Raw genomic sequence first — 12,327 nt, 5'->3', positions numbered from 1 at the left:
TCAGGAGATAGAAGTATGGGTTGGAGTTCGCTCCTCGTTCCGGCTCTTGTCTTGGCATTGATTCTCTATGTTCCGGGAATCCTAGTGAACGCCCTGCTGTTCCGTTCTCGAGTGCTCACTATTGCTTTTGCACCACTGACTGGCGCAGCGGTATTGGGTGCTGCTTCACTAGTTTCTGGGTTCAAACCCGGAGTCTGGGGCTTAGGGCTTGTTGTCGTGGTGATGCTTGCGACCATGCTTCTCGTTGCAGGACTTTCCTTCCTTGGAGGTCGTCGACCCCACGACTGGATAGCTAGTTTCACCTATCTCTTCTCGCTGTCGAATATGCGTGGTCTACTGGGCACGCTTCTCTGCTTGGGAATTAACGCGGGCGTCGTTCTTTTTGTCTTCCTTCGCTCGTTCCGCTCCGCAGATGCAATTCTTTATTCCTATGACACCCCTTTCCATATGGCTGTCATTCGCTGGATTCTCGACTCTGGCGATGCATCTTCCCTTCACAGTGCGACGGTTGATGGCACGATCGGCTCTCATTTCTATCCTGCGCTATGGCACGGCTGGGTCTCCTTAGCTCTTTCTGTGCTCAACACTTCGATGATGCAGGCAATTAATGCATCGACACTTGTTGTTCTGCTCTTCGTTTGGCCTCTTTCTGCCAGCCTCCTTACTTTTGCGGTCTTCTCGAAGAAATTCGACCTTGCCCCGCAGCTTGCAATTGCGATCGCCGGTCTTTTTGGGTCGTACCCATGGGGCTTTTTAACATTCGGTGTCCTATATTCGAATTTCTTTGCGTACTCGTTAACACCCGCTTATCTCGCCGCGATTGTTCTTCTTGTTCGCGGTCTTCGCTTGAAGACGCTTGCACCAGGTGAACTCATTGCCTACCTTCTTTTGCTAGTTGGAGGCTTCGCAGCGATTGCCCTGGCGCAACCGAACTCTGTTTTCACCATCGCAGTGATGATTTTCCCCTTCCTGTTCTTTAGCGCATGGAAGGTTTGTGCGAAGCGATCGGTATGGCTGGCACTTGGTGTCTGCACTTCACTGCTTGCCGCAGCGGCCGGTATCTGGATTGCGCTCTATAAGGCTCCGTTTATGCGCCGAACCGTCACATGGGTGTGGGATTCTTTCCAAACACCCGCAGAAGCACTTCGCGCAGTCGCAACTTTGTCAATGAATGCGACCGATGGTGAATACGGCGGAGAAATCGTCCTTGCGGTCTTTGTTCTTCTTGGGCTTCTTGTCGCTTTGCTTCGCAAGAAGGCTTGGATCGTTTTCTCTTACCTTGCAGTCGCGAGCCTATACGTACTGTGTGCCGCCTTCGAAGGGCGCTTCCGTAATGTCGCAACTGGCTTCTGGTATCACGATTCATTCCGGCCTGCAGGCGCAATGTGTATCCTTGCGGTTGCTTTGGCAGCCTATGCTCTCTCGTCCTGTATTTCCGCAGTGTCGAAGCTTGTTGAGAACAGTGCCTCGACATCCGTAAAGCGAGGACTCATTGCTGGGACATCAATTGTTTTGATCGCAGCAGTAGTTGTGCTTACTCTTGCATCTTCGAATATCGCGTATCGTGAAAAAATGCTCGCGCAGATGAGTGCTGACGTCGCAACTAAGTACACCGACACCGAAGAACTCGCATTCATGGAGAAGGCCCGCTCGATTGTCGGTACTGACACAAAGGTCATGAATGATCCATTCGACGGATCCATGTTCGCCTACGGTGTCGAAGGACTACCTGTCGTTTTCCCCGCAATGCCTGGGAACTGGATTGGCTCACCAAATCCTGAATCTGAATATCTAAAAGACCACCTCGATGCGGTTGAAACGGATTCAGCTAAGGTCTGTCCGATGCTTCGTAACCTTGATGTGCGCTATGTGATGGTCCTTGAACGTCACAAGCAAATTTTTGATGAACCACACCCGTGGCTAGGAGTTCGGAATATTACTCCCCAGACCCCGGGATTCGAGCCTGTGCTCCAACAAGGCCCCTACAGTCTCTATAAGATCACCGCTTGCGGACTTGGCTAAACGTCAACAAAGCGCCCGCGGTTTGACATAGATTTTATTGGCTTTCCTGTCATAGACTTTGCCCATAATTGCACACAATGAAGGAGTGTCGCGTGAAAGCGAAAACCGAAGCGGTTGCTGAAGGAACTGCAACCGAACAGCAATGGACTCCCGTCCAACGCGTTGTGTTCCCCGGAGAGAGTGACACTTCGTTATGGCCGCTCTACGTCGACTGGGGCGTTGCTCCCTCAAGTGCTGCACTAAGTGCTTCTCAGGGAGATCAGAACGTACTTACACTTCGACAATTTGAAATGCCTCGTGGAGTGGATGCGACTCGTACCTCGATTCTGATCCCGGCACGTGAGCGTCTCTCACTTGCGACTTACTTCAACGCCTTCCCTGCTTCTTATTGGCAACGTTGGACAGATGTTCGTAACATCCGCCTGACTTTGAAGCTCTCGAAGAGGGCGGTCGTTGAGGTTATGCGTTCCTCGGCACGTGGTACCTTCACCCCTGTAGCAACGCGCGCAGGATCTGGCGAGCTGAGCTTTGATATTCCCCTGAACCGTTTTGGTGACGGTGGCTGGATCTGGCCCGAAATCACTGCCCTCAAGGAAGACGTTGAGCTCGAATGGGGAACCTGGTCAGTACCTACGCGTGAAGGTGACCGTCATGCCAATGTGACCGTGGGTATCACCACCTACAACCTTCCCGAAGACTGCTTGACTCAGGCCGAACGCTTCCAAGCAGAACCCGAGGTTCTTGACCACATTGCTGAGATCCTCATTGTCGATCAGGGCAATAAGAACGTGAAGGACTGCGAGCGTTACCCGCGTCTGCAAGAAGAACTGGGAAGCAAGCTCCGTGTCATCGAGCAGGCGAACCTGGGTGGTTCCGGTGGATTCTCCCGCGGCATGTACGAGATGCTCAAGAACCCTGATTCAGACTACGTCCTGCTACTTGACGATGATGCTGTGATCGAGCCTGAAGGCCTGCTTCGTGCGCTTGCTTTCGCAGAGCACACTTTGACGCCAACTATTGTTGGTGGCCACATGTTCAATGCGAATGAACGCACCATTTTGCACTCGATGGGTGAAACGATCGACGCTCACAAGTTCTGGTGGGGAGCTGTCAACCCTGAACTTGCAACAGTTGACTTGGCGCAGCGCACGATCCGCAATGATCCTCGCTTGAACCGCCGTATCGATGTTGCCTACAACGGTTGGTGGATGTGCTTGATCCCCAAGCCCGTTGTTGCTGAGATCGGTCTGTCCCTGCCCTTCTTCATCAAGTGGGACGACTCCGAATACGGTCTGCGCGCAGCAGAACACGGATTCCCGACGGTCTCTCTTCCCGGTGCTGCCGTGTGGCACGTGCCGTGGACCGAGAAGGACGACGGTCTGGACTGGCAGGCCTACTTCCACCAGCGCAACCGTTGGGTTGCAGCTCTGCTGCACTCTCCTTACCCGCGCGGTGCGTCCTTCCCGAAGACCTCGCTGGCCTCGGACGTTCGCGCACTGCTCTCGCTGCAGTACTACAGTGCCGATCTGCGCCGTCAGGGGCTCAGGGATGTTTTGCTTGGCCCCGGCCACCTGCACCCTTCGATGCATACCCGAGCTGCAGAGGCACGCGCAAAGGCAAAGGAATACACTGACGCCCGCCTGATGACTGAGGCCGCAGATTTCCCGGCAGTGCACCGTAAGAAGCCCGCTCCTGTCGGCACCAAGCCTGATTCACGCGCCCAGTTCATGTCAAAGGCAATCGCTGGTATTACCAAGCAGTTCCTGCCTGAAGGCGAACACCGTGAGGACCGTGTTGAGGATGTGCTCTCCAGCACGGATGCTCGTTGGTGGAGGCTTGCAAACCTCAACTCTGCTCTGGTTTCGAACGCGGAAGGTTCCGGTGCATGGCGCTACCAGCGCGATGCCAAGCATTACCGTCGTGCCTTGGCTGAGAGTATTGCGCTCCACGCCGAGCTTATTCGTCGTTGGGCTTCGCTGAGCCGCGAGTATCGGGAAGCTCTTCCCGAACTGGTCTCAGTTCAGGCATGGGAAAAGACCTTCGGATTGAAGTAACCCGTAGCGCAGGCTGTAGTCCTGAGCAATAACGTGGTGGGTGAGGAGCTTCTTCTCACCCACCACGTTTATGTGATGCGCTTTTCTTGTGAAGCTGTCATCGGCGGTAAGTGAAAATATTGCGATTTAACACCAAAACAGACTTGCCGGGGGCGCTATCTCGCTAAATTGCAGTGATCTTCGCTAGGCTATACGCATGAGTGCAGGCTCTGCCTGTGACCCCCGATGTCGGAGAAAAGGAATTCAAGGTGCGTATCGCAGCAATCGTCCCGTGCTACAACGAAGAAGCCGCAGTTGGCACAGTTGTCACGGACCTGAAGAATGCAGTTCCCGGAATTGAAGTCTACGTTTACGACAACAATTCAACCGACCGTACCGCTGAAGTTGCAGCTGCAGCCGGCGCAATCGTCCGCAAGGAAACTCGTAAGGGCAAGGGCAATGTTGTGCGTCGCGCATTCGCAGACATTGATGCCGATGTTTACGTGATGATCGACGGTGATGACACCTACGATGCTGCTGCTGCACCCGAAATGATCGACCTGTTGGTGCGCGAAAACCTTGATCATGTTCTGGGCTGCCGTGTTGACGACAAGGATAATTCGGCTTACCGCCCCGGCCACGCTCAGGGAAATAAGATGTTCAACTCCCTGGTCGGATTCCTCTTCGGCGACACGGTTACGGACATGCTCTCCGGCTACCGTGTTTTCTCTCGTCGTTTCGTCAAGTCCTTCCCGGCGCTTTCTCGCGAGTTCGAGATCGAAACCGAACTCACGGTCCACTCCATGGCGTTGCGCGTTCCTCAGGCCGAGTACGGCGTTGGCTTCAAGGATCGCCCCGCAGGTTCAGAATCTAAGCTGCGTACCTTCCACGATGGCTTCCGTATTCTCGGACTGATTGGCCGTTTGGTTGCACATGAACGCCCCATGGCCTTCTACGGAATCTTCTCTGCAATCTTCATGCTCCTGGCCCTGTGCTTCGGCGCTCCCGTCATCTGGCACTTCATCCAGGCGGGCAATGTTCCCAAGCTGCCCAGCGCTGTACTGGCATCCTCGCTGGTGATAGTTGGCGTCTTGTCCTTCGTTGTCGGATTGCTCCAATCCGGTAACTTGAAGACCCGCCGCGAAGCCATGCGCTTGGCTTACCTGCGCTACTCTTCAGTGCTTCCGAACTGATAAGCGAATTAACGGGCTTTATGAACGTCTTTCAAAAGGCGTGGAAGCGTCTTCTTGAAGCGGGTTCCTTCTACCGTTACCTCTTGGTGGGTGTTGGAACCTCGCTTCTGGACTTTTCACTCTTCTCGCTGCTCTCGGTGGGCTTCGATCTTCCCGTGATTCCGTCGAATATCACCTCGACGATTATCACCGTGTGCGTGAGCTATTGGATTAACCAACACTTTGTCTTCCAAGCAAAAGGTTTTTCCTGGGCCTCGTTCTTTTCTTTTGCGGGATTGACTCTTTTTACGGGAATGGTCCTTCAATCCGCCATCATTTGGGTGATTGTCCACGGTCTTCCCGCACTCGGTTTGGGGATCTCGCTGTCCCTGCTCAAACCTGCCGCGAAGATCGTTGCAATGGGCACCGGAGCGGTATGTAACTACTTGGGATATAGGTTCATTTTTACCCGCAAGAAGTAGATATACTTCCTTCCAACACATCCATACAGCGCTGTTGGAGGTCCCATAATGCGCAATCCCATCATCAAAGTCTCTGCCGTTGCGCTCATCGGCCTGCTCAGCCTTTCCCTGACTTCCTGCAGGACAGGCTCTGGGAACCAAAATGCACAGAGCTCTCCGGAGGCCTCGGCAAGTGGGAACGGAACGCAGGGAAGCGCACAAAGCGAGGCTCCCCAAAGTTCTTCTCCCACGGCCTCGACGCAAAGCACTACGGCGAATGCCCAAGATGGGGGAGTGACCCCAACACTCGGCTCAATTCCTCAGGGCGCAAGCCGATTGGAGGATACGGGGGATTCCAAAGGAATCTGGGTGAATTCACCCTCTGGAAACATCCACTGCTGGTTCGCTAACGATGTTCTGCAACTGTGCATGGTCGATTCCTATCGCGAGGATAAGCCCTACGGTGAGCAAGAATTCTTCCCGGGAACGCAACCACTTGCCAAAGACAATATTCTTTTCGCAGGGCTTTCTAAAGACAAAGAAATCCCCTATATTTCCGCGCGCCGAGATGGGCCGCTTCCCACGAATCAAGGCGAGCGTTTGCGAACCCTTGCCTATGGCGAAACCGTTTACGCGGGCAATGACGTGTGTGCCAGCACAAGCGAAGCGATGGTTTGCTGGGACACTGAAACCGGCGATGGTGCAAAGATCAATCGCTCGGGAACAGAGATCTTCCACCTGAAGAAGTAATGGAGTTTTCACCCGCGCCTCCAAGCGGCAGGTGAGCAGTCCCTTGCACGCAGGGCTTTCAGCTCCTAATCCACGACAAGGCGGACCTTTTCGCTGGCGAAGATCTCCTGCGCCTTTTCGAGGGTGTACTGGAGTTTGTCGACAACCACGACGCTGTGTCCGTCCATCCATAGGTGCGTGAGTAGGGGAGCGCTCGGGAAGCTTTCGCTGTAGAGACCCAGACGCGTGGGTTGTCCCTGTGCCGAGGCCTCCTTGAGAAGAGCCTCTTCGTCAGAATTGATCTGCGCGAGGTAATCCTTTATGGAAGGAGCGCTCTCCAGCGCCTCGTACTCGAATTGATCGCTTTGAGCCATGAGCTCGGACAGCGCGTCAAGGATCCCAGAGGGTAAAGAGCCTCTCCAGCGCATAGCCAGGGGAGCGGTGGAATGGGCTAAGCGCCATGCTGCAGTGCTTGCCTCGAGGGTCGCAAGCTCGTTACTCACGTGCACATCGAAGCTGAAAGCGTTACTGGATAAATGCTGGGAGAAAAGGGTGTTTTCGGTTTGCCAACCCATCAAATCCCCGCTGACCTGCCAAAATGTCGACTGCCAGCCCGCTGGTAGCTCGATCAGAATGCTAGAGGTGCTGTCAGCATTTCCGAACAGGTCGTTGCTGAGGTCGGAAGCAAGTAAATTTGCCATTTTTGAGACCCAGCGAGAGGCGACGGGGCCTGAAATCTCATCTCGAAAACTGTGATAGTGGGTCAAAATTGGATGATTTGCCTGCTGGGTTGTCGAGAGAAAATGTGAGATGGCTTGCATAGAAAAAGGGTAGCGGAAAGGCTGTAAATGTGCTGTTTTTGCCCGATTTTCACAGCGAGCGTCCAGCTTTGTGTTCAGGTTTCATTGAAATTCCGCGGAAAGCCCGGATTTCTGCGCTTTTGGACTTGCATAACGTGTCAATTCGTGCACTGTTTTGGGGCCCTTCGCACGCATTCCCTTTATCCTTAATCCGCTTGACAGGTGGAAACGACACGCGTGTAATTCTCGTATTGACCTTTTTGTTACATCTCATCACACAGAGGGGATACTACCGTGTGGAACATTCTGGGTGACGGCCCTATTGAGTGGTCTGACGCCGATGTTGAAGCTCTTCCCTTCTCTGACGGTCCCCTAGCCTGGCAGCAGCACGCACTGTGCGCTCAGACCGACCCCGAAGCCTTCTTCCCTGAAAAGGGAGGCTCGACTCGCGAAGCAAAGGCCGTGTGCCAATCTTGCGAGGTTCGCCAGCAATGCCTTGAATACGCATTGGCGAATGATGAGCGCTTCGGAATTTGGGGTGGCCTGTCAGAGCGCGAACGTCGTCGACTGCGCCGCTCGGCCATCTAATGGCTCGGGGCATCCCCTTTTCGCGGGGGACAGTCGCAGCCATCGTCGTCGCTCGGGGAATGACCCCCGAGCTGCGTTCGCTTCTTGACGCACTAACCGCGCAGAGTCGCGCAGTCGATCACTTGATCGTCTGTGATGTGCGAGCCCCTCGAACCTCTCCTTTGGCCTCGGGTCAGGTCGTCGTTGCTGAAGACCTCCCCGAAAATGCGCTGCTGATCTCAGTTGGGCGTGCGCGCAACATCAGCGATGCCCTCGCGAAGGCCACCAAAGACCATGCGGCCTCTCAGGTAATCACTGCGAGCGATTGGCTGTGGATCCTCCATGATGATTGTCTTCCGGCAGATACCTGCCTGAGGGAACAGCTTGCAGCTACCGAGGCAGGGGCATCTATTGCAGCTGTAACTCCAAAGGTTTTCCGCGCTGATGGGACTCTTGCTGAAGTTGGAATCCACGCGACAGCCTCTGGAAGGCGAGTTCCGCTCGTCCTAGATGGAGAAATCGACCAAGGACAGTACGACGGTGTTACTGACGTTCTTGCCGGTGGTAGTGCAGGCCTTCTGGTGGCTTCCTCCCTCTTTAACCAGGTCGGTGGTTTCGATCGAGCGCTCGGTCCGTACAACGAAGGTCTTGAGCTCTGCTGGAGGATTCACCGAGCAGGCCACCGCATTGTTGCGGCCCCAAATGCCCATCTCACTCACCTGCAGGTCTCCTCACCGCAAAACCTGCGGCGCGCCTCGGCGCTACGAGCTCGACGTTCCAGTGAGTTCTATTTCGCGACTCTCATTGCAAACCCCCTGCTGCTCATTGTTCAGGCTCTGGCTTCGCTACTCTGGATTCCCCTGAGCTGCCTTGCCTTGTTGCTCAGCGCTCGCCCGCGCGCGGCCTATGCTCGTTTCTTCGCATGGCTCGGCCTCTTTGCTCATATCCCACATATTGTGGCTGCACGGGCGCGTCATGCCCGCTGTGCCAGCCAGCCGCGTTCCTCGCTACGCCCGCTGCTCACTGGACGCTTTGATGCTTCTCGCATTCGCCGAACGCACCGTAGCGCTCACGTTATTGAGGAGCAGGCCTCGTGGAAAGATTCGCTTCTTGAACGTCGGAGCAGTGACCTGGCGCCTCGCGTTGTCACGAGCCTTGCGCTCTTCTTGCTCTCTTTGTGGATCTACCGCTCCGATCTGGGATCGATTAATGGGGGAGCCTGGCTCAATCTTCCCGACCGATTCACTGATCTGTGGACCTACGCTTGGTCGGGCTGGTTACCTTCTGGCGATGGCTCTGCACACGCGGTGGACCCTCTTGTCCAGCTTCTCAGCGTGCTGAGTGCTCCACTTGCGCTTTTCGGCATCGCGCCAACGGTACTGCTCTATGTCTTCCTCGTCCTAAGTCCTGCGTGGGCAGCGTGGAATATGGACGTCCTCAGCATGCGCCTGACATCATCGCGCGCGCTGCGAGTAGCGCTGATGTGTCTGTGGGCCTCTCTTCCTAGTGCTCTTTTCGCAATGACCAGCGGAAGACTTGCCTCCCTTGCCGTGCATGTTTTTATGCCCCTGTGGGTGGCCCTGCTCCTTTCCCTTCCGCGTGATCGACATGCCATCTTGCGCCGCGGGTGGACTTGCGCTGCAATCGTTGGGCTGATTATCACCGCCGCTTACCCGCTGCTTGGCATATGCGCACTTGTGCTTTTCTCGCGCAGCCTCAGCCGCGCCACCGCCGCTCTTCCCGGTCTACTCCTGTGCCTGCCCTTCTTTGTTGATGCAATTCTTTGGCGTGCCTGGCCCGCGCTTCTTGCCCCAGCCGAGGCCGCAGCTTCCTATGAGCGCGCCTCCTTCGGCTTGGGAGCGTGGGGTATTCCCGCAGCTTCTTCTGCCGCGTGGCTTGGCGTCTGCGCGCTCCTTCTCCTTAGTCTCTGGCTGGCAACACTGCTGAGCGTCGGTTGTTTTCTTCTTCATTCCCGAGGCTCTTCCTTCTTCCCGCTTTCTCTTCCGGCGCTCGTGGGTATCGCACTTGTGAGCGGTATTGGTGCATTGGCCCTGTCTTACATTCCTGTCGATTCTTCAAATAGCCCGCTTTTTGCGTGGGGTGGACCGTTGCTCAGCGTTCAGGCATTAGCCCTGATCTGCGCTTTATTGCTTTGTGTGAAAGACAACGAAAAGGAAGGAAAAATTACCCGCACAGGATGGAAACTTGTTGCCTGTGTTGGGTTGATCCCACTCCTTTCAATGGCGGCATCCCCTTGGCTTGAGGTACTACCTTCAGCGCAGTGGAGCGCGCGCTCGACCAGCGAACAGGTGCCTCTTGTTTCCCGCTACGCACAAAATTCTTCGCGCGAGGCTCGGGTTCTTGTCCTCAACGTTGGTGCCGATGGCGACCTCGATGCCCGCCTCTGGCGCGGCGCAGGCCCGCAATGGAGTGAGCACTCCAGCGTGGCCTCGTGGGCGGCTCTCCGTGACAGGATGAACAACATCAGCGATCCCGCGCGGAGTGAATTGGGGGAGACAATCGCGACCTTGGTGTCTTTCCCCGACGATTCTGCTTCCCAGCGTTTAGCGCTTCACGGCGTCGATACGATCATTGTGCACTCCGGGGGACCCGCAGCGCCTTCCATTACACAAACGCTGGACAGTGCGCCCGGTATTGAGAAGATCGGTGAAACCGAGGCCGGGAGCGCATGGAGAGTACGTCCAGATGGACGTAAGCCCGCGCGCCTGTGCCTTGCCTCAGAATCGGCCGATTCCCAGTGCGAAGAGCTCGCAAGCGGTGCTATCGGTGCTCGTACACACGTCTCAGGCCCCGGGGTCCTTCGCCTTGCTGAACGGCAGAACTCGCATTGGGTTGCAACTCTTAATGGACAGCGCTTGAACCAAACTGAAGCAACGAATCAGTGGGGAACGGCATTCTCGCTTCCATCCGAGGGTGAGCTCGTGCTGAACTACCGCTCGAACTGGATTCTGGCGTGGAAAGCTGCGTGCGCGCTTGCCGCCACAGTGATGCTTTGCGGGCTTCTTCGAGGGAGGAAGGACGTGGTAGACGATGGTGAATAGAAAACGCATGCTCACTATTGGTGCCATCCCTGCCTCACTGCTACTCCTAGGCACCGCCTCGTGGGGAATAGGCAGAGTCGTGCCTGAGTCCTCACTTCCTGCGCCCCAGGTCGTTCACGCGCGCCCAGAAACCCTTAACTATGCCTGTCCGGCGGGGATTGTCGACCCATTCCACCTTGATGGAGGTGTATCTGCTGCCTCGGTGTGGAATTCCGCCGGGGAGCGTGAGACCAGTGGAGAATGGACAATCCTGCGTGCGGATGCCTCTGCGCACACCCTTCCCACGACGCTTGGTGTGATGGGCCAAAGCGGGGGAGAGCTTCGCGGTCTGAGTATGACGTCATGCCAATTGCCAGCGAATGACCAGTGGAGCGTTCTGGGATCAAGTACCAGTGGCGAAGACTTGGTCGTGACCTTTGCAAATCCTAATTCCTCGCCTTCTGTGGTCACCCTTGAGGGATACGGAGCAAACGGTCCCATTGATGCCAAACCACACCAGATGACGATTCCGGCCCGCTCCACTCAATCTGTCCTGGCGGGGGGACTCTTCCCAGAAGAGAGTGCACTGGCCGTACATATCCACGCCGATGGTCAAGGAGTGGCAGCCTGGGTGCAAAGCTCTGCAATGCAGGGAGAAGTGCCCAAAGGCGTGACAAGCGTGAGTGGAACAAAGCCAAGGGAAGACCAGCTTTTCCTTGGGCTTTCAAAGCAGGGGAGCAGTAGCCTGCGTCTTCTTGTTCCTCCTTCGGCAGCAGATGACGAGGCCGATACTCACGTCGCCTTGAGCTACACCAGTGACGCTGGCACCTTTAATGTGCCGGGTGGGGAATTGGACGTGAGCGCAGGAACGGTCGTTGACGTTCCACTGAACGGAATCACCGATGAACGCTATACCCTGCGTGTTCATGTCGAACGTCCGCTTGTCGCCCAAGTCGTGACGAATAGCGAGCAGGAAGAATATCCCGGAGGACAACGCTGGGGGATGCGCGCGGGTATGAGCTCTGCCCAGGGACTAGTTCACGCTCAACTACCTTCTGCATCAACAGTGGAGGCGCTGGTTCGTTCACGCTTGAGTTCGACGATTCTACGCGGGACTGCGCAAGAGAGCGGCAGTGGAGTAGGTGAGATTTCTTCTCATCTGTTGCTCACCTCTGTGCATTCTCAAAGTGGCATCCAGCTTCAATTGGGAAATGAACAGGTAACCCTCGAAGCGGGAAAGATGGCGATGCTGGATCTTCCCTCGCAGGAGACAAGCCTAGAGTCTCCCAGCGATGTTGCGATTGCAATTGAGGTAGAAGCAAAAACTCCCAGTGGAGTGCTTCGTGCGGTATGGCCGCTGAGCGCGGATGATGTCGAGCAGGCATCGACATCAATTACCGTTCACTAGTGCGCAAAGAGCGGCCTCGTGCTTAACGTATGCTCGTGCTCAAAGCGTGCCTGCGCCAAGCCTGCGTGTGGCCCTTTTGCCACCTTCTAAAGTG

The 12,327-nt window shown here is 55.6% G+C and carries 9 protein-coding genes; 8 read left to right on the top strand and 1 reads right to left on the bottom strand.

Annotation, left to right across the window (positions count from 1 at the left end):
- Positions 1-15 precede the first annotated feature (15 nt).
- The 5 genes from HGAS_RS01740 (at position 16) to HGAS_RS01720 (ending at position 6,438) form a co-directional block, all read left to right on the top strand.
- Positions 16-2,022: a DUF6541 family protein gene (locus HGAS_RS01740; RefSeq protein WP_019126212.1), complete on the top strand. Its 2,007-nt coding sequence runs from the start codon at positions 16-18 to the stop codon at positions 2,020-2,022.
- Positions 2,023-2,114: 92 nt separating this feature from the next.
- Positions 2,115-4,076, top strand: coding sequence for a glycosyltransferase (locus tag HGAS_RS01735; protein ID WP_019126211.1), 1,962 nt, complete (start codon positions 2,115-2,117; stop codon positions 4,074-4,076).
- A 215-nt stretch (positions 4,077-4,291) separates the two neighbouring features.
- A complete protein-coding gene (locus HGAS_RS01730; protein ID WP_019126210.1) occupies positions 4,292-5,248 on the top strand; it encodes a glycosyltransferase in 957 nt (318 codons plus the stop codon).
- A gap of 20 nt (positions 5,249-5,268) precedes the next feature.
- Entirely contained in the window at positions 5,269-5,709 is a 441-nt protein-coding gene (locus HGAS_RS01725; RefSeq protein WP_019126209.1) for a GtrA family protein, read from the top strand.
- A 48-nt stretch (positions 5,710-5,757) separates the two neighbouring features.
- Positions 5,758-6,438: a hypothetical protein gene (locus HGAS_RS01720; protein ID WP_019126208.1), complete on the top strand. Its 681-nt coding sequence runs from the start codon at positions 5,758-5,760 to the stop codon at positions 6,436-6,438.
- 65 nt (positions 6,439-6,503) lie between these two features.
- On the opposite strand, the gene HGAS_RS01715 is transcribed toward HGAS_RS01720, so the two are convergent.
- On the bottom strand, positions 6,504-7,238 hold the full coding sequence (locus HGAS_RS01715; protein ID WP_019126207.1) for a TIGR03089 family protein: 735 nt from the start codon (positions 7,236-7,238) through the stop codon (positions 6,504-6,506).
- A 273-nt stretch (positions 7,239-7,511) separates the two neighbouring features.
- Here HGAS_RS01715 and HGAS_RS01710 point away from each other — a divergent pair, with 273 nt between their 5' ends.
- The 3 genes from HGAS_RS01710 to HGAS_RS01700 all read left to right on the top strand — a co-directional run bounded on the left by HGAS_RS01710 (position 7,512) and on the right by HGAS_RS01700 (position 12,233).
- Complete coding sequence (locus HGAS_RS01710; RefSeq protein ID WP_009409184.1) at positions 7,512-7,805, top strand: WhiB family transcriptional regulator; 294 nt, start codon at positions 7,512-7,514, stop codon at positions 7,803-7,805.
- Positions 7,805-10,846 carry a glycosyltransferase gene (locus tag HGAS_RS01705; RefSeq protein ID WP_019126206.1) on the top strand — a complete coding sequence of 1,014 codons (3,042 nt, stop codon included), beginning with the start codon at positions 7,805-7,807 and terminating at the stop codon, positions 10,844-10,846. Before HGAS_RS01710 ends, HGAS_RS01705 begins: the two co-directional genes overlap by 1 nt.
- 79 nt (positions 10,847-10,925) lie before the next feature.
- A complete protein-coding gene (locus HGAS_RS01700; RefSeq protein ID WP_019126205.1) occupies positions 10,926-12,233 on the top strand; it encodes a DUF5719 family protein in 1,308 nt (435 codons plus the stop codon).
- Positions 12,234-12,327 lie beyond the last annotated feature (94 nt).

It is taken from the genome of Actinomyces sp. ph3, assembly GCF_000308055.1.
In the GTDB taxonomy this organism is placed as follows: domain Bacteria; phylum Actinomycetota; class Actinomycetes; order Actinomycetales; family Actinomycetaceae; genus Pauljensenia.
The sequence above is the reverse complement of the archived record's forward strand: the minus strand, read 5'-3'. Positions and strand labels throughout refer to the sequence as shown.